This is a genomic window from Bacillus sp. FJAT-45037, from assembly GCF_002797325.1.
GTDB lineage: Bacteria > Bacillota > Bacilli > Bacillales > Bacillaceae_D > Alkalihalophilus.
The window spans coordinates 2,587,131-2,613,570 of record NZ_KZ454938.1 but is presented as its reverse complement, the minus strand read 5'-3'; the positions used below and the strand labels follow the sequence as shown (position 1 = coordinate 2,613,570).

At 43.8% G+C, this 26,440-nt stretch carries 26 protein-coding genes; all 26 read left to right on the top strand.

Features of this window, described 5'->3' with window-relative positions:
* Window positions 1–176: 176 nt before the first annotated feature.
* The 26 genes from CDZ88_RS13320 to CDZ88_RS13195 all read left to right on the top strand — a co-directional run bounded on the left by CDZ88_RS13320 (window position 177) and on the right by CDZ88_RS13195 (window position 26,374).
* Entirely contained in the window at window positions 177–1,640 is a 1,464-nt protein-coding gene (locus CDZ88_RS13320) for a S41 family peptidase (protein WP_100374017.1), read from the top strand.
* 170 nt (window positions 1,641–1,810) lie between these two features.
* Window positions 1,811–2,998 (top strand): PDZ domain-containing protein, encoded by a 1,188-nt coding sequence (locus CDZ88_RS13315; protein WP_100374016.1) that lies wholly within the window; start codon window positions 1,811–1,813, stop codon window positions 2,996–2,998.
* Window positions 2,999–3,031: 33 nt separating this feature from the next.
* Window positions 3,032–3,256 (top strand): DUF2198 family protein, encoded by a 225-nt coding sequence (locus CDZ88_RS13310; protein WP_100374015.1) that lies wholly within the window; start codon window positions 3,032–3,034, stop codon window positions 3,254–3,256.
* Window positions 3,257–3,410: 154 nt separating this feature from the next.
* Window positions 3,411–5,387, top strand: a complete 1,977-nt coding sequence (gene uvrB, locus CDZ88_RS13305) for an excinuclease ABC subunit UvrB (RefSeq protein ID WP_100374014.1) — start codon at window positions 3,411–3,413, stop codon at window positions 5,385–5,387.
* A gap of 5 nt (window positions 5,388–5,392) precedes the next feature.
* Entirely contained in the window at window positions 5,393–8,266 is a 2,874-nt protein-coding gene (gene uvrA / locus CDZ88_RS13300; protein WP_100374013.1) for an excinuclease ABC subunit UvrA, read from the top strand.
* A gap of 359 nt (window positions 8,267–8,625) precedes the next feature.
* Window positions 8,626–9,732: a DUF4097 family beta strand repeat-containing protein gene (locus CDZ88_RS13295; RefSeq protein ID WP_100374012.1), complete on the top strand. Its 1,107-nt coding sequence runs from the start codon at window positions 8,626–8,628 to the stop codon at window positions 9,730–9,732.
* A 39-nt stretch (window positions 9,733–9,771) separates the two neighbouring features.
* On the top strand, window positions 9,772–9,972 hold the full coding sequence (locus CDZ88_RS13290; protein WP_100374011.1) for a PspC domain-containing protein: 201 nt from the start codon (window positions 9,772–9,774) through the stop codon (window positions 9,970–9,972).
* A complete protein-coding gene (locus CDZ88_RS13285; protein WP_100374010.1) occupies window positions 9,972–10,313 on the top strand; it encodes a phage holin family protein in 342 nt (113 codons plus the stop codon). The genes CDZ88_RS13290 and CDZ88_RS13285 overlap by 1 nt, the downstream gene beginning before the upstream one ends.
* Before the next feature lie 164 nt (window positions 10,314–10,477).
* On the top strand, window positions 10,478–11,416 hold the full coding sequence (hprK, locus tag CDZ88_RS13280; protein WP_100374009.1) for an HPr(Ser) kinase/phosphatase: 939 nt from the start codon (window positions 10,478–10,480) through the stop codon (window positions 11,414–11,416).
* Between the two features lie 36 nt (window positions 11,417–11,452).
* Window positions 11,453–12,316: a prolipoprotein diacylglyceryl transferase gene (lgt, locus tag CDZ88_RS13275; RefSeq protein ID WP_100374008.1), complete on the top strand. Its 864-nt coding sequence runs from the start codon at window positions 11,453–11,455 to the stop codon at window positions 12,314–12,316.
* A 24-nt stretch (window positions 12,317–12,340) separates the two neighbouring features.
* Window positions 12,341–13,288, top strand: coding sequence for a nucleoside recognition domain-containing protein (locus CDZ88_RS13270; protein ID WP_100374007.1), 948 nt, complete (start codon window positions 12,341–12,343; stop codon window positions 13,286–13,288).
* On the top strand, window positions 13,278–13,925 hold the full coding sequence (ppaX, locus tag CDZ88_RS13265; protein WP_100374006.1) for a pyrophosphatase PpaX: 648 nt from the start codon (window positions 13,278–13,280) through the stop codon (window positions 13,923–13,925). Before CDZ88_RS13270 ends, ppaX begins: the two co-directional genes overlap by 11 nt.
* Complete coding sequence (locus tag CDZ88_RS13260) at window positions 13,918–14,406, top strand: acyltransferase (RefSeq protein WP_100374005.1); 489 nt, start codon at window positions 13,918–13,920, stop codon at window positions 14,404–14,406. Before ppaX ends, CDZ88_RS13260 begins: the two co-directional genes overlap by 8 nt.
* Window positions 14,407–14,707: 301 nt before the next feature.
* Window positions 14,708–15,889 (top strand): ATP phosphoribosyltransferase regulatory subunit, encoded by a 1,182-nt coding sequence (locus CDZ88_RS13255; protein ID WP_100374004.1) that lies wholly within the window; start codon window positions 14,708–14,710, stop codon window positions 15,887–15,889.
* 1 nt (window position 15,890) lies between these two features.
* Entirely contained in the window at window positions 15,891–16,523 is a 633-nt protein-coding gene (hisG, locus tag CDZ88_RS13250) for an ATP phosphoribosyltransferase (protein ID WP_100374003.1), read from the top strand.
* A gap of 2 nt (window positions 16,524–16,525) precedes the next feature.
* A complete protein-coding gene (hisD, locus tag CDZ88_RS13245) occupies window positions 16,526–17,818 on the top strand; it encodes a histidinol dehydrogenase (RefSeq protein WP_100374002.1) in 1,293 nt (430 codons plus the stop codon).
* The gene (hisB, locus tag CDZ88_RS13240) at window positions 17,800–18,384 is read left to right on the top strand and encodes an imidazoleglycerol-phosphate dehydratase HisB (protein ID WP_100374001.1); all 585 of its coding nucleotides are present in this window, start codon (window positions 17,800–17,802) and stop codon (window positions 18,382–18,384) included. Before hisD ends, hisB begins: the two co-directional genes overlap by 19 nt.
* A complete protein-coding gene (gene hisH / locus CDZ88_RS13235) occupies window positions 18,385–19,029 on the top strand; it encodes an imidazole glycerol phosphate synthase subunit HisH (RefSeq protein WP_100374000.1) in 645 nt (214 codons plus the stop codon). It abuts the gene before it with no gap.
* A complete protein-coding gene (gene hisA, locus CDZ88_RS13230; RefSeq protein ID WP_100373999.1) occupies window positions 19,022–19,750 on the top strand; it encodes a 1-(5-phosphoribosyl)-5-[(5-phosphoribosylamino)methylideneamino]imidazole-4-carboxamide isomerase in 729 nt (242 codons plus the stop codon). Before hisH ends, hisA begins: the two co-directional genes overlap by 8 nt.
* A 4-nt stretch (window positions 19,751–19,754) precedes the next feature.
* Window positions 19,755–20,513 carry an imidazole glycerol phosphate synthase subunit HisF gene (gene hisF / locus CDZ88_RS13225; RefSeq protein ID WP_100373998.1) on the top strand — a complete coding sequence of 253 codons (759 nt, stop codon included), beginning with the start codon at window positions 19,755–19,757 and terminating at the stop codon, window positions 20,511–20,513.
* Window positions 20,510–21,142, top strand: coding sequence for a bifunctional phosphoribosyl-AMP cyclohydrolase/phosphoribosyl-ATP diphosphatase HisIE (hisIE, locus tag CDZ88_RS13220; RefSeq protein ID WP_100373997.1), 633 nt, complete (start codon window positions 20,510–20,512; stop codon window positions 21,140–21,142). Before hisF ends, hisIE begins: the two co-directional genes overlap by 4 nt.
* A 502-nt stretch (window positions 21,143–21,644) precedes the next feature.
* Window positions 21,645–22,703, top strand: coding sequence for a tetratricopeptide repeat protein (locus CDZ88_RS13215; RefSeq protein ID WP_100373996.1), 1,059 nt, complete (start codon window positions 21,645–21,647; stop codon window positions 22,701–22,703).
* Between the two features lie 104 nt (window positions 22,704–22,807).
* Window positions 22,808–23,755 carry a thioredoxin-disulfide reductase gene (gene trxB, locus CDZ88_RS13210; protein ID WP_100373995.1) on the top strand — a complete coding sequence of 316 codons (948 nt, stop codon included), beginning with the start codon at window positions 22,808–22,810 and terminating at the stop codon, window positions 23,753–23,755.
* Window positions 23,756–24,025: 270 nt separating this feature from the next.
* Complete coding sequence (locus CDZ88_RS13205) at window positions 24,026–24,508, top strand: NUDIX hydrolase (RefSeq protein WP_198507862.1); 483 nt, start codon at window positions 24,026–24,028, stop codon at window positions 24,506–24,508.
* 29 nt (window positions 24,509–24,537) lie between these two features.
* Window positions 24,538–25,425: an RNase adapter RapZ gene (gene rapZ / locus CDZ88_RS13200; RefSeq protein WP_100373993.1), complete on the top strand. Its 888-nt coding sequence runs from the start codon at window positions 24,538–24,540 to the stop codon at window positions 25,423–25,425.
* A complete protein-coding gene (locus tag CDZ88_RS13195) occupies window positions 25,385–26,374 on the top strand; it encodes a gluconeogenesis factor YvcK family protein (RefSeq protein WP_100373992.1) in 990 nt (329 codons plus the stop codon). Before rapZ ends, CDZ88_RS13195 begins: the two co-directional genes overlap by 41 nt.
* Window positions 26,375–26,440 lie beyond the last annotated feature (66 nt).

Genomic DNA, 26,440 nt, shown 5'->3' with positions numbered 1-26,440 from the left:
GATAGTAATAGATTCGTGCGACATATTACGTACAAGCTAGGCATAAGATGAATGTAAAATAGAGCGTTACACAGCTGCGTGTAATGTCTTTTGATCGGGACTGACGGCTACAGTGTTGATGAACAACCAGACAAGGACCAGACCTATTGGTTTGAGATCTAGTGGGAGTGATGGGAATGACCAGCAAGCGTTTGCTTCTCATACTAGTGGCTGCAATAGCGGTCGGGCTAGGAAGCATGTTTTTATTTACAGGCTCATTAACGTTAGATGGAAATGAACAAGCCTCGTCTTCGGATACAATAAATCCACCGACTGAAGAGGCTGTTGTTGACCAAGAGGCGCTTGAAAAAATTGCGAAAATGATCGCGATTATCCAAGAGCAATACGTAGAAGACATTGACGAGGAACAACTCGTTCAAGGGGCAATTGACGGAATGCTTGAATCACTTGATGATCCATACTCGGTCTATATGGATCAAGAAACAGCGAATCAATTTACCGAGTCGCTTGATTCAAGCTTTGAGGGAATTGGTGCTGAGGTGAGTATGACTGATGGACGAGTAACGATTGTCGTACCGTTCCGTGAGTCGCCAGCCGAGCAAGCAGGCCTTCAACCGAATGATAAGATCATGGAAATTGACGGTGAGACGACAGAGGGTTTGTCGCTTTATGAAGCCGTGTCAAAAATTCGTGGAGAAAAAGGAACAACGGTTACCCTTTCAGTCGAACGAGCGGGGGCGAGTGAATTGTTAACGATTCCGGTTGTTCGAGATGATATTCCAATTGAAACGGTTCGTGTCAGTACGTTTGAAAAAGACGGGAAGACGATTGGGATGTTAGATATCACGTCATTCTCTGTTGATACAGCAGAGCGGTTTGAAGAAGGGTTAGCGGAACTTGAAGCACAGGGCATTGACGGACTTCTTATTGATGTGAGAAGCAACCCAGGTGGCTACTTAGATAGTGTCGAAAAGATTGGGAAGCTCATCATTCCAGGTGGTGAGCCAATCGTTCAAATTCAAGATCGTGACGGAGAGAGAATTCGTTATGTCTCTTCTTTAAATGAGACGAAGCCGTATCCAATTGTCGGCTTAACGGATCGTTCAAGTGCCTCGGCCTCAGAAATTTTATCGGCCGCTTTAAGTGAAGCTGGTGGGTATGATGTGGTCGGAGAAACGACGTTTGGTAAAGGGACGGTTCAACAGACGATTCAATTGGGTGATGGAAGTCAGCTGAAATTATCCTTGTTTAGATGGTTAACATCAGCTGGAAATGATGTGGACGGGAAAGGCGTTGACCCAACGGTGGAAGTGAAGCAACCAGATTACTTCTACTCTGCCCCGTTAACTGGGGATGAAACGCTGCGCCTTGAAATGATGAACGAACAAATTCGAAGTGCTCAAACGATGTTAAAAGGGCTCGGGCATGAAGCGGGTCGCTCAGATGGTTACTTTGACGAACAAACGGAGCAAGCGGTCCGTGCGTTTCAACAAGCGCAAGGCTTAGCCGTAACAGGGGAGATCGATGAAGAAACAGCTGGTCTATTGCAGCAGACGATTATCGAAGAGGTTCGAGATGAAGCCAACGATAAGCAACTGCAAACAGCGATCGAACTTGTAACGAAGCAAGCGCAGGATTGATTGTAAAGACCAAGATGCGTAAGGGGCAGAAACTTCCCTACGCATCTTTTTTTTAATTAGGAACCTGAGATTGCGTTAAAATCTCGAAAATCACTAATTCTTGTTGTTGAAATCACCTAATTTATTAAATATAAGGTAGAATAGAGACAAAGAGTTTGGAGGCGTTTTGGATGGCTATAGACATTCTAAAAAGTGTTGTAATGACAATTGGTAGCTTTTTTGCGAACCCGATTTTATACATAGGTTTATTTGTGATCTTTATGATTGCGCATCGTCGAATAAAAAAAGAGCGAGCAGCCTTTCACACAAGGGTCACGGACAGGATTGCTGACTTTGTTATTCCTTTTTGGCCGGCGATTATGATTGGACTGATTCTATCTGTCGTTACGATTGGACTCGGACTTGTGGTAACTGTTCCGCTCTTGTTCCTACTAATAGCAACGACGATGGTTTTTGTACTGACAACAACTGTTCGTTGGATGTCGCCAGCTTATATTGTTGGACTGGCTCTATTGGTTATTGCCTTTGCCCCTATGCTGAGTGACATGGCTTTTCTTTCAACTGTGGCAACAGCATTGGCGGAAATTCCGTTATACCATCTCGCGATCATTCTTGCTTTGTTTGTGATTGGAGAAGGGTTGCTTATTTATCGAAACGGTGCGACCTACACCTCGCCTAGTGTCGAGCGAAGCAAGCGCGGGATGTGGGTTGGCTTTCAAGAGGCGAAGCGCTTATGGATCGTTCCTGTCTTCTTCCTAGTGCCAGTAGGTATCATCCCGAGCTTTGAGCATTGGCCTGTGTTTACATTAGGTGAGACGAGCTTTCAGCCAATTATATTCCCTGTATTGATTGGTTTTGGACAAAGGGTACGTGCGAGCTTGCCGAGCGAACCGATCAAAACAATGGGCATGCGCGTCGTCGGACTTGGTCTTCTCTTAGCGGGATTAGCGGCGGCGAGCTATTGGTATCCTTTTGTCGCTGTTTTAACCGCGTCGCTGGCGATCGTTTTACGAGAGATTTTGTGGATGGTGGCCAAAGCACGAGATGAAGGGCAACCTAGCTTCTACGGATCGAAACAACGAGGCTGTGTCATACTAGGTGTTATTCCTAATAGCGCTGCGACAAAAATGAAGCTCGAAGTCGGAGAGACGATTGTGAAAATTAATGGTCGACCGATTCATGATGAAACGAGTTTTTATGGAGCGTTGCAACTAAATTCGGCGTTTTGTAAGCTCGACGTGTTAGATCATGCAGGGGAAGTGCGTTTTGCTCAAGGAGCGCTCTATGATGGTCAGCATCGTCAACTCGGTGTATTATTAGTTAAGCAAGATTACAAATTCCAAGATTCTGTCATATAAGCTTGAGCTTAAAAAAGGAGATTTAGAATTAGCATGGTAGAGATTATACTGGCACTCATCCTCCCACTATTGTTAATCGTCGTGATTACGAGGGTGACTTTTAGTTTGATTGGAGCAAGCATCGTCACGTGGATGATCATTCTCTCGGTTGTTGTGATGAATGATCACCCTTGGTGGCTGATTCTCCTCACTATTCCGTCATTTTTAGTCGGGGTTAAGGTTGCGGCCAAAGTCTTAGAGAAACGCCCAGGTATGTAGAGAGGGAGCTGAGTCGATCAGCTTTTTCTCTTTTTTTGTGTTGATTTCCTAATGTGTATATATGGGGACGTATGTTCTTATTGTTTGCTTTTAGGTGATAGGCTTGTGCTATACTAAAACAAAATAGATCGAAGGTTTGTAAGGAGGTTTTTACGTGGATCAGACGTTTGAACTGGTCTCTGACTATCAGCCGCAAGGAGATCAACCGACGGCGATTAAAGAGATTGTAGCAGGTATTAAAGAAGGCAAAAAACACCAAACACTTCTTGGTGCAACAGGAACAGGAAAGACATTCACGATGTCGAATGTCATCCAGCAAATCAACAAGCCAACATTGATCATTGCCCACAATAAAACCCTTGCTGGTCAGCTATATAGCGAGTTTAAGGAATTCTTCCCCAACAATGCGGTCGAATACTTTGTCAGCTATTATGACTATTATCAGCCAGAAGCTTACGTACCTAGTTCGGATACGTTCATTGAAAAAGACGCAAGCATTAATGAAGAGATTGATAAATTAAGACACTCCGCGACAAGCTCCTTATTTGAAAGGCAAGATGTGGTGATTATTGCAAGTGTATCGTGTATTTACGGTTTAGGTAATCCAGAAGAATACCGTGATTTGGTCGTCTCTCTGCGCACAGGTATGGAGATGGATCGAAATGAATTGTTACGTAATCTTGTTGACATTCAATACGATCGCAATGATATTAACTTCACGCGAGGAACATTCCGTGTTCGTGGCGACGTGGTTGAAATTTTCCCAGCTTCACGCGATGAGCAATGTATTCGTGTTGAATTTTTTGGCGATGAGATTGATCGGATGACAGAAGTCGATGCGCTCACTGGTGAAATTAAAGGTGAACGTAATCATATCGCGATTTTCCCAGCCTCCCACTTCGTAACCCGCGAAGAAAAATTAAAAAAAGCGATCGCAAATATCGAAGCAGAACTTGAAGTCCGCCTAAAAGAGATGCATGAGGAAGGCAAGCTCTTAGAAGCGCAACGATTAGAACAGCGAACACGGTATGACTTAGAGATGATGGCTGAGATGGGCTTTTGCTCGGGCATTGAAAACTACTCTCGTCATCTGACGCTTCGTGAAGCAGGGGCAACGCCTTATACGTTAATTGACTTCTTCCCTGAAGATTTCCTACTGATTGTCGATGAGTCGCATGTAACCCTTCCGCAAGTAAGAGGGATGTACAACGGGGACCGGGCGAGAAAAGAAGTTCTCGTTAATCACGGATTCCGTTTACCCTCAGCATTAGATAACCGTCCGCTTAAATTTGATGAGTTTGAAAATAAAATATCTCAGGCTGTGTTCGTTTCGGCAACACCTGGTCAGTATGAGCTTGAACACACCCCAGAAATGGTTGAACAAATCATTCGTCCAACAGGTTTATTAGATCCGACGATTGAAGTGCGTCCAATTGATGGTCAAATTGATGACTTGATTGGAGAAATTCATGCGCGGGTAGAGAAGAATGAGCGAGTATTAATTACGACGCTAACGAAGAAAATGTCTGAAGACTTAACGGACTACTTAAAAGAACTAGGAATCAAAGTCCAATACTTACATTCAGAGGTCAAAACACTAGAACGAATTGAAACGATTCGTCAGTTACGGATGGGAACGTATGATGTTCTTGTCGGGATTAATTTATTACGTGAAGGCCTGGACATTCCAGAGGTGTCTCTCGTGGCGATCCTTGATGCTGATAAAGAAGGATTTTTACGTTCGGAGCGCTCGCTCATCCAAACGATGGGACGTGCAGCTCGTAATTCAAACGGACAAGTCATTATGTATGCCGACAAGATCACCAAATCGATGCAAATTGCCATTGATGAAACGACAAGACGTCGGACGATCCAAGAAGAGCACAACCAAAAGCATGGCATCACTCCTACTACCATTCAAAAGAAAATTCCTGATGTGATCCAAGCAACGATCCAAACGGAGGATGACGGAACCACTTCAGTCGCTCCAAAAACGAAGCTCAACAAGAAGGAACGAGAAGCGATGATCGAACGGATGGAAAAAGAAATGAAAGACGCCGCGCGTGAGTTGAACTTTGAACGTGCCGCAGAACTTCGTGACTTATTATTAGAGTTAAAAGCGGAAGGGTGAACAGCATGGCATTAGAAAAGATTGTCGTAAAGGGAGCGAGATCACATAACTTAAAGAACATTGATGTGACCATCCCGCGTGATAAGCTGATTGTCTTAACCGGCTTATCAGGCTCAGGGAAATCCTCGCTCGCCTTTGATACGATTTATGCAGAAGGACAGCGCCGTTACGTCGAATCGCTCTCTGCTTATGCAAGACAATTTCTAGGGCAAATGGATAAGCCAGATGTAGATGCGATCGAGGGGCTATCTCCTGCAATTTCGATTGATCAAAAGACGACGAGCCGTAATCCACGTTCAACCGTTGGTACGGTGACAGAAATCCATGATTATTTAAGACTATTGTATGCTCGTGTCGGAAGACCAGTTTGTCCGAAGCATGGCGTTGAAATTTCATCGCAGACGATCCAGCAAATGGTTGATCGCTTGTTAGAGTACCCAGAACGCACAAAAATGCAAATTCTTGCGCCGCTCGTTTCTGGTCGCAAAGGGACGCATGTCAAAGTGCTTGAAGATATAAAAAAACAAGGCTACGTCCGCGTTCGCGTTGATGGAGAGATGCGCGAAGTAGCTGATGAGATTGAACTCGAGAAAAACAAAAAGCATAGCATTGAAGTAGTGATTGACCGAATTGTGATCAAAGAAGGCATTCATACACGTTTAGCCGATTCACTAGAGACGGCCCTGCAGCTTGCAGATGGTCACGCCCTTGTCGATGTCATTGATGATGAGGAATTGCTATTTAGCCAACATCACGCCTGTCCTGAGTGTGGCTTTTCGATTTCAGAGCTTGAACCACGAATGTTCTCATTTAATAGCCCATACGGAGCATGTCCTAAATGTGACGGGCTAGGAGTAAAGCTTGAAGTGGATCTAGACTTGGTTGTTCCCGATCGTAAGCGGACGTTACGAGAGCATGCGATTGCTGCTTGGGAACCGACAAGCTCACAGTATTACCCACAACTATTAGCCGCTGTGAGTGATCATTACGGGATTGATCTTGACCAACCCGTTGAGCAAATTCCAGAGGCTCTTTTCGATAAAATTATTAACGGAAGTGGCCGAGAGAAAATCTACTTCCGTTATGAAAATGAATTTGGACAAGTGCGCGAAAATGAAATTGTCTTTGAAGGGGTCGCAAACAATATTTCTCGTCGGTACCATGAGACAAGTTCTGATTATATTCGTGAACAAATGGAAACGTATATGACCAATAAACATTGCCCGAGCTGTAAAGGGCATCGTTTAAAAAAAGAAGCACTAGCTGTAAAGATTAATGATCTTCACATTGGAGAAATCTCATCAATGTCTGTAAAAGAGGCAAAGGATTTCTTCGAGAACGTCGAGTTAACAGAGAAAGAGTTCGCGATTGCACGACTCATTTTAAAAGAAATCAATGACCGCATTGGTTTTTTAATCAATGTTGGGCTTGATTATTTATCACTTGACCGGGCAGCAGGGACATTGTCCGGTGGAGAGGCACAGCGTATTCGTTTGGCGACTCAAATTGGTTCCTCGCTCATGGGTGTGCTCTATATTTTAGATGAACCGTCGATCGGGTTGCATCAACGCGACAATGATCGTCTCATTGAGGCGCTTGAGCATATGCGCGATATTGGGAATACGTTGATCGTTGTTGAACACGATGAAGACACGATGATGGCCGCTGACCATATTATTGATATCGGTCCTGGTGCTGGTGTTCACGGTGGAGAGATTATCGCCGAAGGAACGCCCGAAGAAATCATGAACGATGAAAAATCGTTAACAGGTCAGTATTTATCAGGGAAGAAATTCATTCCTCTTCCTTCTGAACGCCGCAAGTCAGATGGACGATCACTCACGGTGAAAAAGGCGTCGGAAAATAACTTAAAAAATGTAACAGTCTCCTTCCCGCTTGGAGTATTTATGGCTGTGACGGGCGTATCAGGTTCCGGAAAAAGTACGTTGATTAATGAAATCGTCTATAAATCTCTTGCACAAAAGCTCCACCGTGCCAAAGACAAGCCAGGGCAACATAAAGAGATCGAAGGCATCGATCAGATTGATAAAGTGATTGAGATTGATCAATCACCAATCGGGCGAACGCCAAGGTCGAACCCAGCGACATATACAGGCGTCTTTGATGATGTTCGTGACGTCTTTGCGATGACCAATGAAGCAAAAGTTCGTGGCTACAAAAAAGGGCGCTTTAGTTTTAATGTCAAAGGCGGACGTTGCGAGGCGTGCCGTGGAGATGGAATTATTAAAATCGAAATGCATTTCTTACCTGATGTGTATGTACCGTGTGAAGTGTGTGAAGGAAAGAGATACAACCGTGAAACACTAGAGATTCAGTACAAAGGCAAGACCATTTCGAACGTGCTTGAAATGACTGTTGAAGAAAGCGTAGAGTTCTTCAGCAACATCCCGAAAATTAAGCGTAAAGTTCAAACGCTTGTCGATGTTGGACTAGGCTATATTCGTCTCGGTCAACCAGCAACAACGCTATCTGGTGGGGAAGCGCAACGAGTGAAGCTTGCCTCGCAACTGCATAAACGGGCGACAGGAAAGACGATCTATATTTTAGATGAACCGACAACCGGTCTGCATGTCGATGATATTGATCGTTTGCTGAAAGTGTTACAACGTCTAGTTGATAATGGTGATACGGTGCTTGTGATCGAACATAACCTCGATGTGATTAAGACGGTTGATCATATTATTGATCTTGGTCCTGAAGGTGGAGACAAGGGCGGTCAACTCGTCGCCGAAGGAACGCCAGAGGAAGTCGCCGATGTCAAGGAGTCTTACACAGGTTATTACTTGAAATCCATCCTAGAAAGAGACCGAAAACGAATGGAAGCTTCCATCGAAGAAAAAGAATTACAGAAAAACTAAAAAGTATGAAACATGAAGACGCCCTCTTCCGTAATACAATAGAAGAGGATATTAAAAAAGAGGCTAGGACTCGGTGGCTTAACAAACGGGAATCCGAACAGATAATAGGTGGTGCAGATAAGCCGCTCCTGAAATATACTACGCACCCGCGAGGAAGCTGGTGAGCCTCCTCGTGCTTCGCACTGTGGGGTCTCACCGTTGCTAATACCCGCCAGGAGTCTACGTATATTTCATCCGCTAAGTTTGTGCATTGTTCAGAACGTCAGTTAAGCAAATTATTTATTTCCTGGCTTCTTTTTACACAGATGAACGAGCGTAATTACTTGTACTTGGATTGTATAATAAGGAGGCTCTTAACAATGGAAGAACGTAAAATGATCTTAAAGATGATTGAAGACGGCAAGATTACTGCGGAAGAGGGCATTAAACTGTTAGAAGCGATGGATACGAAAAAAGGACCGTCTGCTGAGAACATGGAAGCGAACTCACACCCATTATCAACCGATGTGAAGTGGGAAGAAGGCGAGGATTACCGTAGACGTCACCGCCAATCGACATCGGCAGAAAATCGCTTTGCGAGCTTTTTTGATACAGCTTTGCAAAAGATCAAAGACTTTGATTTGGATTTCAACTTCGGTTCATCGGTTGTCGTCGATCATATTTTCCAACATCGTGACTTGTCACCTGAAAACATCGACATTTCTTTAGAAAATGGATCGATTACCTTTGTTCCTTGGGAAGAGCCTGATGTTCGCATTGAATGTGAGGCCCGTGTGTATCGAGTGAAGGACACTGAAGAAGCGCGTCGAGTCTTTTTGCAAGAAGCAACATTTCGCGTGAATGAGCAGAAGTTATTGTTCCATACGAAAGTGAAATCAATGAAAGTACAGGCGACTGTCTATGTTCCAAAGACGACGTTTGATCACTTAAAGCTCTACACGTTTAATGGCCAAATAAAAGGGGAACAAATTACTGTCGACACATTTGATGTGAATACGTTGAATGGTGCGATCTCCTTTCAGTCGGTAAAAGCGAAAAAAATTATGGCTGAAACAGTAAATGGAGCGATTGATCTTAAGCACCTAGAAGCCGATCTTGTTGATGTGAAAACAGTCAATGGCAGCATTACGTTGTCTGGCCGAGCCCAGGATGTTGATGCAGAAACGGTCAATGGCGGGATTACCTACACATTGGATCGTTTAGAGGAATCAGGATATGCTGATCTAAAGGCGACGACGGGAAGTGTTCATCTGTATGTTCCTGAAGACATGCGAGTAGAAGGAAAGTTAAAGACGAATGTCGGTAGCTTTTCTGTTGATATGAACGACCATGAAATTCTGGATGAGAAGAAGGAATTTGCTCAAAAACAAACGAGTTTTGTCGGCAATCAACAATCATCTCCACGTGTGAAAGTAAATGCAGTCACATATACAGGTTCAGCCTTAGTCCGAGATCGCCTGTCTTAACGTAAACGAGAATGCCTAAAGTAGATGAGGTGGTAAAATATGAAGAAATTAATCCGAACACAGAATGACCGTAAAATCGCAGGGGTTTGTGGTGGAGTAGCAAAATATTTTAATCTTGACCCGACCGTTGTACGCATTCTAACCGTTGTCCTATTCATTCTCACCACAGGATGGCCGATATTCCTAGCCTATCTTATTTCCATCTTTGTTGTACCTAATGAAGAGGACGTGGCAGAATAATGAGATGGATTATTGGATTAGTACTAAATGCACTCGTTTTATTGTTAATTGCGTATGTGTTTGATGGATTTGAATTATCAGGCTTCGGAGCGGCTATTATTGCTAGTTTGCTGCTATCTGTGGTCAATGCAATTGTGAAACCTATTTTGGTCGTACTCACTTTGCCGATTACGATTTTAACCCTAGGATTATTCCTCTTTGTTGTCAGTGCATTGACGTTATTATTAACCGCCGCATTGATGGGAGATGCGTTTATCATTAACGGGTTTGGTATGGCGTTGTTGGCATCGATCTTAATTGCGTTGTTGCAGACATTCGTTGTGAAACCATTACGTAACTAAACAGCAGAAAAAGGTCTAACCGTTTATGGTTAGGCTTTTTTCGTCTGCTCGCTTCGTTGCTGGGGTCTCTGGCGTTCGTCTTGCTCATCAAAACATGATAAAATGGAACTCGTAGTCTCGAAATACAGAATTGAAATTGTTCAATCATATAAGGTGGGAAAAGAATGGCTAAAATAACGGCAAATGATCTATTAGAAAATTTTCAACTCGAGTTGATAGCAGGAGAAGAAGGGATTTATCGCCCGATTACGACAAGTGATATCTCTAGACCGGGGATGGAGATGGCTGGATTTTTCACGTATTATCCTGCCAAGCGCTTGCAATTGCTTGGTCGCACGGAGTTAATGTTCTTTAAGCAACTCACACAAGAGGTTAAAGAAGAACGGATGTTAAAATTATGTACATATGACACACCTGGGATCATTATCTCACGTGATAATGAAGCTCCCCCTGAATTAGTAGAGGCAGCGGAGCAGAATGGTGTTCCGTTGATGCGCACTAAGCTATCAACGACTCGACTAAGTAGCCGATTGACGAACTACTTAGAGAGAGAGATGTCTCCGATGACTGCCGTGCATGGTGTCTTGGTTGATATTTATGGAATTGGTGTATTAATTACAGGTAATAGCGGAGTCGGTAAAAGTGAGACGGCTCTTGACCTTGTCCGTCGTGGTCATCGTCTAGTTGCTGATGATTCGGTTGAGATTCGTCAGGAGAATGAAGATGTTCTTGTAGGACGTTCCCCGGAATTGATTCAGCATTTACTAGAGATCCGTGGTCTAGGCATTATCAATGTGATGACGTTATTTGGGGCTGGGGCTGTTCGTCCATTTAAACGGATTGCCTTGTGTATCGATCTTGAATTATGGGATCAGAAAAAAGCATATGACCGTTTAGGGCTTGAGGAAGAAACGATGAAAATCATTGATTCTGAAATTACAAAGTTAACGGTTCCTGTTCGTCCAGGTCGTAACTTAGCTGTTATTATCGAGGTCGCGGCTATGAATTTCCGCTTAAAGCGTCTTGGCTTTAACGCGGCACAAGATTTTTCCGAGCGTCTGACAGATGTGATTGAAGACGGAGAACGTGACGAGTTTAGTTAAATAATTTTTATAAAGATTAGGTGAGGTGAGGCCACAGTGGAAGAACAGATAGAACCGTTAAGTAGGATTTTGTTAGATGTAGGGCCTTTTACGCTTTATTGGTACGGGGCAATTATTGGTTTGGGTGTCTTTTTAGGTTATATCATCGCATCGCGTGAGTCAGTAAGATTAGGGATGCCAAAAGAAACATTTGCAGATTTACTCTTGTTTGCGATTCCGATTTCGATTATTTCTGCGCGTATTTATTACGTGACGTTTAGGTGGGAGCAATTTGCAGATGACCCGATTCGGATGTTTTATATATGGGAAGGCGGCATCGCCATTCATGGTGCGTTAATTGGTGGGGTGCTAACAGCGTACTTCTTTACAAAAAGGCATAACCTTTCATTCTGGCAATTGGTCGATGTGGCGGCGCCAAGTATTTTACTCGGTCAAGCAATTGGTCGTTGGGGAAACTTTATGAACCAAGAGGTGTACGGAGGCCCTGTGACCCGTGAGTTTCTTGAAGGGCTACTGTTACCTGAGTTTATTATTAATCAAATGTTTATCAATGGAACGTATTATCATCCGACATTCTTATATGAATCGATATGGAACTTACTCGGTGTGGCTCTTCTTCTTTATTTACGTCGCGTGAACTTAAAGCAAGGGGAAATCTTCTTCACCTACGTGATCTGGTACTCGGTTGGACGTTTCTTCATTGAAATCATTCGACTCGATTTCTTATTGATCTTTGGCGTGTTAAAGACGGCACAAGTGATCTCGATTGTTCTTGTGATTGGAGCAGTGATCCTTTGGGTGTATCGTCGCAAGCAACCTGGTACAAAACGTTACTTAGATCCGGCCTTGCCCGTTCAAGAGACGAAACGAAAGAAAAAGTCGACAAAGAAAAAGAAATAAGTCGATTGGAGGGGGAGGATCGGTATGCTGAAAAGGGGATTACTCGTCGGTCTGCAGACGACTTGGACATTAGGTAAGATCATCTTTCCGATTACGTTACTTGTCACAATTCTTGGGCATACGCCCGTGCTCGATTGGCTCGCGCAATTATTGGCGCCACTGATGGGTTTCATTGGTCTACCTGGGGAAGCGGCGATTCCGCTTGTGCTCGGGAATGTGCTTAATTTGTATGCAGGCATTGGGGCAATATTAACGCTTGAGCTCACCGTAAAGGAAGTCTTTATCCTAGCGATGATGCTGTCGTTTTCTCACAACCTTTTCGTTGAGTCGGCTGTCGCAACGAAGGTCGGAATCAAAATGAGTGTCGTATTAGCGGTGCGGATTGGTTTGGCACTCTTTTCGGCATGGATGATTCATTTATTTTGGAGTGGAGGGCAAGAAACCGCACAATACGGATTCGTTTCAACGACACCGAGTGCGGAGCCGTCTACCTGGATGGGGATTGCATTCTCAGGAATAGAAAGTGCGTTCCTTGGAATCGTCCAATTAGCCATGATCGTGATCCCGCTGATGATATTTGTTCAAATTATGAAAGAGTTAAACTGGTTACAGGTGATGTCCTCATGGATGGCTCCTTTAACTCGCTTACTCGGCATTCAAAAAAATACATCGACGACACTGGCTTCGGGTCTTGTGTTTGGCCTCGCTTTTGGAGCTGGTGTGATGATTCAGGCGGTCAAAGAAGATAATGTATCGAAAAAGGATTTGTACTTGGTGTTCATTTTCCTTGTCGCTTGTCACGCGGTCATAGAAGATACATTAATTTTCATTCCACTTGGGATTCCTGTTTGGCCGTTATTAATTATTCGTGTCGTAACAGCGATTGTCTTGACTGTCGTTGTGGCTTTTGTTTGGAAACGATTAGAGAAAGATCAACAGGCAGATAGAAAGGAAGCGACCTATGAACATTAAAACATTATTATTCGATTTAGATGGAACCTTAATTAACACGAATGAACTCATCATTGCTTCGTTCTTACACACCCTTGAGCATTATAAGCCAGGTGAGTATGATCGTGAAAAAGTGATCACATTTATCGGACCACCTTTAGCAGATAGCTTTAAAACGGTTGATGCGGAACGTTACGAAGAAATGATAGACTTCTACCGTACGCATAATCATGCATTTCATGATGAGCTTGTTCGTGAGTATGAAGGGGTGTTTGAGACGATTAAGACCTTACATGAAAAAGGCTATAACTTAGCGATCGTCACAACAAAAATCCGTAAGACAGCATTGATGGGGTTAAAGTTAATGAATCTTGATTCGTATTTTGATGTCGTTGTCGGTTTAGACGATGTCACACACGCCAAACCACATACGGAACCATTGGAACTCGCTCTAGAGCGTCTCGGTGTGACGAAAGAAGGGGCGATGATGATTGGTGATAGCCCTCATGACATTCATGCCGGTAAGAATCTCGGAATTCCAACCGCGGGTGTGAGCTGGTCAATTAAAGGGGAAGAGGCGATTCGTGCCCTTGAACCTGATTATGTACTAGAAACGATGGCGGACTTGCTTGATATCTTGGAGGTAGAAAGTGAGTAGAAAAACGGAGAGCTACCCGGTGAACACAGCGAATTCTCTTTGGCAAATTTACCGCACAGTTCCGTTTTTTAAAGTCGTCAAAAACTTCATTGTGATTCAAATCTCTCGTTATACGCCGTTTCTGAAGGTGAAAAATTGGCTCTATCGCCATTTTCTTGGCATGAAGGTAGGTGCTGAGACGGCGGTTGCGTTAATGGTGATGATGGACGTTATGTTTCCTGAACGAATCTCGATTGGGAAAAATACGATTATCGGCTATAACACGACGATTCTTGCGCATGAGTATTTGATTAAAGAGTATCGTTTGGGGGATGTGATCATCGGGGATGGCGTGATGATTGGTGCGAACACAACGATCCTTCCTGGTGTAACAATTGGGGACGGTGCCATTGTCTCAGCAGGGACACTTGTACATCGTGACGTTCCGGCGGGCGCATTTGTTGGCGGCAATCCGATGCAAGTGATTAAAGAGAAAATATGAAGTAGGGTCCTGACACAAGTAGTGTTGGGGCTTTTTTTGTGGGTTGGAAAGGTTGGAAGTGGAAAAGTGGAAGGGGGATCATTGGGTTGTAACAGGATTTTGATAGAATTCGTCGAATCTATATATATGATGCTCTCGAAAAAATCAGTCTTTTTAGTTGACGGTCTATGTGTCCTCGTGTAGACTACAGATGAATCCTTTATTTCGGTAGTATGTTAGCGAACTAAAGTAAAAAGAACGTGTGAATAGGATAGATTATGATCAACCTACTAAAAGATAGAGATACAAGGAGTGAAGAGAGATGTCAAAGCCATTTATGTTTGAGAAACCAATCGGGATGAGAGATACATTACCGAATTTATATGCAACGAAAAAGCAAGTGAGAGATCGACTAGCAGCTGAAATCGCACTTTGGGGGTATCAAACGATCGATACGCCAACACTAGAGTTTTACGATACGGTTGGGGAGGCCTCAGCGATTCTTGATCAACAATTGTTTAAATTATTGGATTCAAAAGGACATTCATTGGTGCTCCGTCCTGATATGACCGCACCGATTGCGAGACTGGTTGCTTCAAGCTTGAAAGAAGCCTCTTTCCCGATTCGCCTAAACTATCAATCCAATGTGTACCGTGCCCAGCAGCATGAAGGCGGCAAACCTGCAGAGTTCGAACAAGTCGGTGTCGAGCTTATTGGGGATGAGACAGTCAGTGCAGACGGTGAAGTGATCGCATTAATGATTTCTAGTTTACAACGCGCGGGATTATCAGGTTTTAAAGTGGCTATTGGTCATGTTGGATATGTTGACGCACTGTTATTAGATGTTGTTGGCAATGAAGATCGTGCACTTGTCCTTCGTCGTTATTTATATGAAAAAAACTATGTCGGCTTCCGCCAGCATGTGAAAGAGCTGAACTTGTCTTCGATCGACAAAGACCGTTTATTGAAACTGTTGAAGTTGCGTGGTGGAAAAGAGGCACTCCAACAAGCCGCTGACCTGATACAGACCGAACAAGGGGAAAAGGCATTAGCAGAACTGACGCAATTATGGGACGTGCTTGAGAGCTACGGGATGGATGAGTATGTGAAGCTCGATCTCAATCTCGTGCTTCATTTAAGCTACTATACGGGTGTTGTGTTTGAAGGCTACGGGAATGATTTGGGTGTGCCACTTAGTAGCGGTGGGAGATATGATCAGTTGCTAGAGAAATTTGACCGCCCGGCTCCTGCAACAGGCTTTGGTGTTCGTCTTGATTTACTTGTTGAAGCGATAGGTAAACGAGCAGAGCGAGAGCCAGTGACATGTATTATTTTTAGTAAAGAGCGCAGAGAAGAAGCGACAAAACTAGCCCTACAGAAGCGTCAAGAAGGCGTGGCGGTTGTCTTGCAGGACCTTTCAGGCGTGGCCGATGTAGATCGTATGAGTGAACAATATGATGAAGTGATTTATTCGATTGGAAAGTCAAAGAAAGGGGGCCAGTAACATGAGTGAACGTTTAACGATCGCGATGCCAAAAGGAAGAATTTTTGAAGAGGCAGCCGACCTTCTCCGTCAAGCAGGTTATCGTCTCCCGGATGAGTTTGATGACTCACGTAAGCTGATTATTGATGTTGAAGAAGAGAACCTACGCTTTATTTTAGCGAAACCAATGGATGTCCCAACATACGTCGAGCATGGCGTGGCGGATGTTGGTGTCGCGGGTAAAGACGTCATGATCGAAGAAGAGCGTGATGTGTACGAGGTGCTTGATTTAAAAATTAGCGCTTGTTATTTAGCGGTTGCTGGTTTACCAGGATACGAGAAAAAAGATATTAATCCAAAGGTGGCTTCCAAATACCCGAACCTTGCTGCCCAGTATTTTAAAGAGCAAGGGGAGCAAGTCGAGATGATTAAGCTTAATGGATCGATTGAGCTGGCGCCATTAATCGGACTGGCAGATCGCATTGTGGATATTGTTTCAACAGGACAAACTTTGAGGGAAAATGGTCTGGTTGAGATGGAGACGATTGTACCCATTACCTCACGCTTAATTGTTAATCCGGTAAGCTACCGCATGAAGGATGACCGAATTGATCAACTCGTCGAGAGATTATCGACTGTCATCGAGGGGGATTAAGAATGAAGATTATTACGGTTACAGACGAAGTTAGTCTCAAACGTGATTTAGATACAGGAACAACCGAGCAGCTTGAAGCGGTTCAGACAATTATTCAAGACGTGCGTCAAAAAGGAGATCACGCCCTTTTTTCTTACACTGAGAAATTTGATGGTGCTGTACTCGATCGTCTATTGGTCGATGTCGAGGAGATCAATGCTGCCTATGGTCAGGTGAGCGAGACGGTGTTGGAAGCAATTCGTGGAGCCATTGACAATATTCGTGACTTCCATACACGACAAGTGCAGCAATCATGGATGACAACAAAAGAAGATGGAACGATTTTAGGGCAAAAGGTCACGCCGCTTGATTCGGTTGGATTGTATGTACCTGGAGGAAAAGCCGCGTATCCATCCTCGATCATCATGAATGTCGTCCCCGCTCAAGTTGCTGGCGTGCCGAACATTACGATCGTGACACCACCACAAAAAGATGGCAGCATTCCAGCGAGCGTCCTTGTGACAGCGAACGAACTTGGTGTTCAGTCGATCTACAAAGTGGGAGGTGCCCAAGCAGTTGCCGCACTAGCCTACGGAACGGAATCAATTCAAGCGGTCGATAAGATCACAGGACCGGGTAATATTTATGTTGCTTTAGCCAAGCGTGAAGTGTTTGGTCATGTCGACATCGATATGATTGCAGGACCGAGTGAGATTGTTGTCCTAGCTGATGCAGAGGCTAATCCTCGATATATCGCAGCAGACCTCCTTAGTCAAGCTGAGCATGATGAGCGCGCTTCATCGGTCTTGGTGACCCCTTCTACAGAGCTTGCTCGGCGTGTCCAAAAAGAAGTGGAAAAACAGCTTGAAACGTTGCCAAAACGGGACATTGCTGAGGCGGCGATTCGTGATTACGGAGCGATCTATGTGACGAAAGATTTAGACGAGGCGATTGAAGTGACAAACGAGTTAGCACCTGAACATCTTGAAATTTTAACAGGTGATGCAATGGCACTTGTTGGGCGAATTCGACATGCGGGAGCGATCTTTGTTGGCCCGTATAGCTCAGAGCCAGTTGGAGATTATTTTGCGGGACCGAATCATGTGTTGCCGACAAATGGAACGGCTCGTTTTTCTAGTCCGTTAAGTGTCGATGATTTTGTAAAGAAGTCGAGCATTATCTCTTATAGCAAAGAAGCACTGATGAAAAATGGCCACAGCATTACAGCCCTTGCTCGATTAGAGGGACTTGAAGCTCATGCACGAGCGATCGATATTCGACTGGAGGATGAAAAACGATGCGACAAGCGAAACTAGAACGACAAACTGGAGAAACGAGCATTGCGTTAGAGTTTACGGTAGATGGCGAAGGCCAATCCAATCTAGAGACAGGGGTACCTTTTCTCACTCATATGCTTGATTTGTTCACAAAGCACGGTCATTTCAATTTAACGGTTGATGCCAAGGGCGATACAGAAGTCGACGACCACCACACGACTGAAGATATCGGCATTGTACTTGGTCTGGCCTTAAAAGAAGCATTAGGGGATAAAAAAGGCATCAAACGTTATGGTAGTGCGTTTGTTCCGATGGATGAGACCTTAGCGCAAGTCGTGGTCGATTTAAGCAATCGACCGCATCTGGAGTTTCGTGCCGAGTTACCAAGCCAAAAAGTAGGAACTTTTGATACGGAGCTTGTCCATGAATTTCTGTGGAAGCTCGCTCTTGAAGCACGAATGAACTTACATGTGATTGTTCATTACGGTCATAATACGCATCATATTATTGAAGCGATCTTTAAAGCGTTAGCGCGTGCGTTAGATGAGGCAACAACGATCGATACCCGTGTTAAAGGGGTTCCGTCAACGAAAGGGATGTTATAGATGATTGGGATTGTCGATTATGGCATGGGGAATTTACATAGCGTGAGTAAGGCACTCGAACGATTAGAGCTTCCTTATTTCTTATCCGATGATCAGGCTGAATTAAAGAAAGCCGATGGGCTAGTCTTGCCTGGTGTTGGCGCGTTTCGTGATGCGATGGCGATTTTAGAAGAAACCGGTCTTTCAACCTTTTTAAAAGAGTGGGCCCAGGACGGGAAGCCATTACTCGGAATTTGTCTTGGCATGCAGCTTCTATTTGAAGAAAGTAACGAGCATGGATCAACAAAAGGCTTGTGTCTCCTACCAGGTCGAGTCGATCGATTCAGTGGGATTGATGAGTTTGGCAAGAGCTACAAAGTGCCGCATATAGGGTGGAACAAGTTAAGTTTCCATCAACCAGACCATCTTTTGCTAAAGGATGTAGACCAAGGGCATGTGTACTTTGTTCATTCCTATGTGGTTACAACAGAAGATCGAGACGTTCTCCTTGCGACAAGTGAGTACGGAAGAGAAGTTCCTGCTGTGGTCGGAAGAGAGCATGTGCTCGGAACACAATTCCACCCTGAAAAAAGTAGTTCAGTCGGAATGTCGATCTTGAAGAATTTTGGTACGTTTGTGGAGAGAGGAGCGGTTAGTCGTGGCTAAATTTGAAATTTATCCCGCCATTGATATGCGTGACGGGAAATGTGTTCGACTCGTCCAAGGTGATTATAATCAAGAAACGATCTATGGAGATTCGCCGTTTGATATGGCTAAGTCATTTGCCGAGGCAGGGGCGAAGTGGATTCATATGGTCGACTTAGATGGAGCCAAAGCGAAAAAACGTGTGAATCACGACCATGTGGTGAGGGTAGCGAAAGAGCTTGATGTGTCCGTCCAAGTCGGGGGTGGAATTCGTACAGCTGAAGATGTGGCCTATTATTTAGAGCGCGGTGTTGATCGCGTCATTTTAGGTAGTGTTGCGGTGAATGACCCTGTATTTACGAAAGAGATGCTCGAAACATACGGTGGAGAAAGAATTGCCATTGGTCTCGATGCTCGTGATGGCTATGTTGCGACAGAAGGCTGGCTTGAGACATCATCTGTAAAAGCGGTCGACCTTGCCAATGAATTAGCTCGGTACGGGGCTGAAGTCTTTATTTTTACCGATATCTCTCGTGATGGAATGCTTCAAGGGCCTAATACAGAAGCAATTGCAGAACTGAGTGAAGCGACTGGAAAAGAAGTAATCGCCTCAGGTGGGGTCAGTAAGCTTGCAGATCTGACCGAGTTGCGTCAACATACAAGTGAAATCAGAGGAGCGATCGTCGGTAAAGCCCTCTACACGAATCAATTTACACTAGAAGAAGCGTTAAAAGGAGAGTGACAGGTTGTTAACGAAACGAATGATCCCGTGTTTAGATGTAAAAGACGGCCGTGTCGTCAAAGGTATTCAATTCGTTGATCTTCGTGATGCAGGAGACCCTGTTGAACTTGCGGCTTTTTATGATGAGCAAGGCGCGGATGAGCTCGTCTTTTTAGATATTTCTGCCTCGCATGAAGGCCGAGAGACGATGGTGGAAGTAGTCGAAGAAGTAGCTGGAACGTTAGCGATTCCGTTTACAGTCGGAGGCGGCATCAATACGCTTGAAGACATGAAGCGTGTATTACGTGCAGGCGCAGATAAAGTTTCCTTAAACACAGCAGCTGTTAAACGTCCTCAGTTAATTCGGGAAGGGGCTGATTTCTTTGGGTCCCAGTGCATCGTTGTAGCGATTGATGCTAAATACGATGAAGAGCTAGGTTCATGGCGAATCTACACTCATGGTGGACGACAAGCAACAGAGTGGGAAGTGTGTGACTGGGCGAAAGAAGCGACCCGACTCGGGGCTGGAGAAATTCTTCTAACTAGTATGGACCAAGATGGCGCAAAGACGGGGTTTGACCTTGCTTTAACCAAAGCTGTCAATGAGGTCGTCAATGTGCCAGTTATTGCCTCAGGCGGAGCCGGTAAAAAAGAAGATTTCGCTGATGTATTTAAAGAAGCAAATGCAGATGCTGCTCTAGCTGCGTCAATCTTTCATTATAAAGAAACATCTGTGGAAGAAGTGAAAACTTATTTAAAAGAAGAGGGGGTGCTTGTTCGATGAGTATTGAAAAAATTAAATTTGACGAGCAAGGACTTGTTCCAGCAATCGTTCAAGATGCAACGAGCAAAGAAGTGCTTACACTTGCTTATATGAACAAAGAATCTCTTCAAAAATCGATAGAAACCAAGGAAACATGGTTTTATAGTCGTTCTCGCCAAGAGCTATGGCATAAAGGCGAGACATCTGGTAACACGCAGCAAATTGTCGATATGCGCTATGATTGTGATGCCGATGCCTTAGTGGTCTTAGTGACACCAAGAGGGCCTGCTTGTCATAAAGGAGATTACACATGCTTTAGTGACTCGCTCTTTGGTGAGAATATCCGCACGAATCCAACGCGCTTTGCGATTTTAGATGAATTAGAAATCGTCATTGCCGAGCGTGAAGCGGAAATGCCAGAAGGGGCCTACACGACGTATCTGTTTGAAAAAGGGGTCGACAAGATCTTGAAAAAAGTCGGCGAAGAAGCAGGCGAAGTCATTATAGCCGCTAAAAACAGAGACCCCGAAGAATTAAAGTGGGAAGTAGCTGATCTGTTGTATCATGTTCTCGTTTTATTACGTGAACAGAAACTGCCGCTTGATGAGATCTTATCGGTATTAGAAGAACGACACAAGCCGAAGTCATAAAAGACAAGAGACTGGGGCACGGCAAAAATCCGAACAAAGTATTACGAGGTGCAGTTAAGCCGCTCCTGAAATATACTTCGCTTTCCGCGGGAAGCAGGTGAGCCTCCTCGTGCTCCGCACTGTGGGGTCTCACCGTTGCTTTTCATCCCGAAGGAGTCTACGTATATTTCATCCGCTAGGTTAGCACATTGTTCGGGTTCTCAGTTAAATCCTTTCTTAATGTCCTAGACTCTTTAATTACTAACGGAAAATATTGCTCAATGTGTCACAATGTAATTAATTGCCTGTTGTACATCTTTGCAGGGACCGCTTTGTCCTTCCGTATGTAAAAGGGTCAGCAGGAAGTAGCAAGTGTAGTGTAAGGATCTAGAATGCTAAGGAGACTATCTTCTTAGCGTTTTTTAAGCTGGAGATAAGTTATCTTGATTTCCCCTTTCCAATTGCCCCCTTGTTTGTTGTATACTTAAGGGTATGAATAGAGAGATGGAGGGAATCGAACTACATGAATGTGATACCAACTAATGAACAGGAAAATCGAAATGTCGTTCCGTTTTATAGAAGTGGCGATTATTTCTTTCATAGAGGCATTATTGCCTATCGAAAAAACCATCTGAAGCGTGCTGTCAAATTATTTGAACGTGCGGTACAGCTTACAGATCAAGAGCCTGTCTTTCATGTTCAGTTAGCGGCGGTTCTCTCAGAGATGGGGCAGTATGATCGCTCCAATGAGATATTGACGCAAGTATTAGCCGATCATGGTGATGTTCAGTCGGAATGCTATTTCTTTATGGCGAATAACTTTGCTTATTTAGGATTGTTTGAAAAAGCAAATGAAGCGGCAAAGCGATACATGGTGCTGACGCCTGGTGGCGAATTTTATAAAGATGCTGAGGATTTGTTAGAGCTTTTACAAGTAGAACGAGAAGAAGCGGAAGAAGACGGAGAGGTCTGGGGTGATCTAGACCTTTCTGCCGATGAGTACATTATTGAGCATGATCGAGCGCGAACGTTATTAAAAAAGGGGAAGCCAGAAGACGCTTTACCTATTTTACAAAAGATCATGGAGGATCATCCAACCTGTTGGTCTGCCCAAAATCATCTTGCTGAAGCGCTGTTTCGACTCGGAGACGAATCGGCATTTGAGCTATGTTTGAGCGTGTTGGAAAAAGATGCGGGAAATTTATTTGCTCTGTGTAATTTAGCAGTCTTCCATAGCCGAAGTGGAAAAGAGGCCGAGGCAAAACCTTATATTGAAGCGATCAAGCGCATTTATCCGCTAGATATCGAACATCATATGAAGGTAGCGAAAGTGTTAGGTGCGATCGGAGACTACGAGCAAGTAGTAAACCGTCTTCTTCGTGTTGAACCTTATTTACTTGAGCGCGAACCAGATCTTTTTCATTGTTTGGCAGTCGCTTATTATCATCTTGATCAAAAAGATAAAGCGATGTTTTATTGGAAGCGAGCAGAACGACTTGGCAATGAAGACGCAGGGGCATGCTTGAAAACGGATCAAAATGGGAAACTAAGTTCAGAGGACGTTTTATACCTCCTGTGGTAATTGTTAAGAATTTATGTTCTTTAAGCATATAAGTGGACACTTATATGCTTCTTGATTAGGATAAGGGTAGAACGAATGAATTAGTGAATGTAGGAGTGATTTTAATGAGTGAAGAGAATATTTATGATGTGATTATTGCTGGAGCTGGCCCAGCAGGTATGACTGCGGCTGTCTACACCTCTCGAGCGAACCTTAGCACGATTATGCTAGAGCGTGGCGTACCAGGTGGACAAATGGCTAACACGGAAGAAGTAGAAAACTACCCAGGTTTTGATCATATTTTAGGGCCTGAATTATCAACAAAAATGTTTGAGCATGCGAAGAAATTCGGTGCGGTGTATGGATATGGTGATGTGAAAGAAATCATCGACGAAGGTGAATATAAGCTTGTTAAAGCCGGTAGCAAAGAGTACAAAGCAAAAGCAGTAATTGTTGCAACGGGTGCAGAATACAAGAAGATAGGCGTACCAGGTGAAAAAGAATTAAGCGGTCGCGGGGTATCCTATTGTGCGGTTTGTGACGGGGCATTCTTTAAAGGAAAAGAGCTTGTTGTTATTGGAGGAGGAGACTCTGCTGTTGAAGAAGCAGTGTATTTAACACGATTTGCCTCAAAAGTAACGATCATCCACCGTCGTGACCAATTACGTGCTCAGAAGATTCTTCAAGATCGTGCTTTTAAAAACGATAAGATTGAGTTCATCTGGAATCATGTCGTAAACGAAATCAACGAAGAAAACGGCAAGGTTGGTAGTGTAACAATTGAACATACAGAAACAGGGGAAACGAAAGAGTTCAAAACAGATGGAGCGTTCATTTACATCGGTATGCTTCCTCTCAATGCTAGTGTCAAAGGCCTTGGTATTTTGAACGAAGAAGGATATGTCGTAACGAATGAAGAAATGGAAACGAAAGTACCTGGTATTTATGCGGCTGGGGACATTCGCGAAAAGTCTCTTCGTCAAATTGTTACTGCAACAGGAGACGGTAGCTTAGCTGCTCAAAATGTTCAACATTACCTTGAAAGTCTTGAAGAATCTACAACAAAAGCTTAAGCGTTGTGAGAAACAGACAAAAAAATTTTAAAAACGTCATTCGGTTTTAATCAGTTTGTAACAAGGATGAAATAAATTTGGGGTAAAGTAAGAATAAGTAATTGACCCCCTTTTTTATATAATTTGCACGGACATCCTGTCCGTGCCCTTTTTTTTGTCCTTTTTCCTGAAATGAGTAGGACTCCTCACAAATATTGCCTCATGCTAAGAATTGTTCCGTTTTGAAAATAAATGTATAATAAGAAGTGAATAGAACGTGAGGTGAAGCTGTTGCAAAGGGTTACAAACTGTGTACTCGTAAATGATGACTTAGCGCTATTGTTACAAAAGCCACGTCGAGGCTGGTGGGTTGCGCCTGGTGGTAAGATGGAATCAGGTGAATCTATTAAAGAAACAGTGACAAGGGAATTTCGAGAAGAAACAGGCTTTAGTATTCTAGATGCAAAGTTACGCGCTGTTTTTTCGATGGTTATTATAGAAGATGACAAGATTCAATCGGAGTGGATGATGTTTACATTTCAAGCGACGCAGTTTGAAGGTGAGCAGTTAGAGCAATCTTCTGAAGGCGACCTTAAATGGCAAAAGCTTGATCACATTAAAGAGTTACCGATGGCAGAAGGGGATCAATATTTATTCCGCCATGTGCTTGAGCGTGATGATGTCATGTATGGAACATTTCATTACACACCTGATTTCAAGCTGTTATCGTACCGTCTCGACCCAGATCCAGCAGAAATAAAGATAAATAACTAGTGATTCTATAGAAAAGCAGGTGATGGATTGTGACAAATAACGAGGAGATTCACATTGTAATAATTACAGGAATGTCAGGAGCTGGAAAAACCGTTGCTGTGCAGAGTTTTGAGGACTTAGGCTATTTCTGTGTCGATAATCTACCGCCTGCCTTGATCCCGAAGTTTGTTGACCTACTAAAAGATTCGAATGGCACGATGAATAAAGTAGCCTTGGTCATAGATCTTAGAGGGAAAGAGTTTTTTGATCATTTGTTTGAAGCGATTGATTTGATTAGTCACACAACAGATGTGAAATTAAAGATGCAAATTTTATTTTTGGATGCAAAAGATGCTAAGCTCGTCCAACGCTATAAGGAAACAAGACGTTCGCATCCACTTGCGAAAAATGGTCTTCCTTTAGAAGGCATCCAAAAAGAGCGAGAGTTGCTTGAGGATTTAAAAGGACGCTCACAACAAATCATTGATACAACGGAAATGAAGCCGATCCAGTTGCGTGAGCGCATTATTCAACGCTTTAAAACGACAGATCGACATCCATTTTCGATTAATATTATGTCGTTTGGGTTTAAATACGGAATTCCGATTGATGCAGACCTTGTCTTTGATGTGAGGTTTTTACCGAACCCACACTATGTCGACCACTTGCGTCCGAATACAGGTTTAGACAAGGAAGTATCTTCCTATGTTTTAAAATGGTCGGAAACTCAAACGTTCATTGAAAAGCTTAGTGATTTACTAACGTACATGTTACCTCAGTACAAGCGCGAGGGAAAAAGTCAGGTTGTAATCGGAATCGGATGTACAGGTGGGAAGCATCGTTCGGTGACATTGGCAGAATACTTTGGGGAAGCTTTTTCTAAGGAATATGTGATGCATGTTAGCCACCGTGATATTGAGAAGGGGAAGGAAAAATAACTTGAAGCCAAAAAAAGTAGTCGTGATTGGGGGAGGTACGGGCTTGTCCGTCTTACTCCGAGGCTTGAAAACCTTCTCTGTTGACATCACAGCAATCGTTACGGTGGCGGATGATGGAGGAAGCTCTGGTCGTCTTAGGCAAGAACTGAACATCCCGCCACCAGGAGATGTAAGAAATGTGCTCATTGCTCTAGCAGAAGTTGAGCCTCTAGTGGAAGAACTATTTCAGCATCGTTTTACCAATGGGGGAGGACTTACGGGTCATTCGTTAGGGAATCTTTTATTAGCAGGGATGACGTCGATTACCGGGGACTTCTCTCGAGGCATTACTGAGGTGAGCAAAGTTTTAAATGTAAGAGGTAAAGTATTTCCAGCTGCCAATCGCAGTGTTGTTCTTCATGCGGAGATGGAAGATGGGACGATTGTGAGTGGCGAGTCTAAAATTCCGTTAGAACAAAAGCGAATCAAGCGGGTCTTTTTGACGCCAGAGAATATTGTTCCTTTGCAAGAGAGTTTACGTGCGATACGCGAGGCAGACTTGATCGTGCTTGGACCTGGTAGCTTGTATACAAGTGTCCTGCCGAACTTGCTCGTTCCAGGGATTAGTGAAGCGGTGATTCAGGCTAAGGCGAACAAGATTTATATTTGCAACGTGATGACACAAAGCGGGGAAACAGATGACTACACGGCAGCTGAACACCTCGAGGCGTTGTTCGCCCATTGTGGGCCAGAATTGATTGATGACATTCTTGTACATGGTTCCCCTGTATCAAAAGAAGTGCAAGAGCATTATGCCAAAGAACAAGCCTCTCCGGTTGTAGTCGACCTTGATCAATTGCATACAATGGGTGTGAATGTCATTAATGATCACTTCGTGGTCGAAAAAGATCAAATGTTACGCCATGATGCCCAAAAAGTATCAAAGGCTTTGCTAAGAACGGTTGAATAATTGGTGAATGAAAAAAATGGCGTGTGGTTGTGCAAGAAATGAACCCATAGAGATACCTATATCATA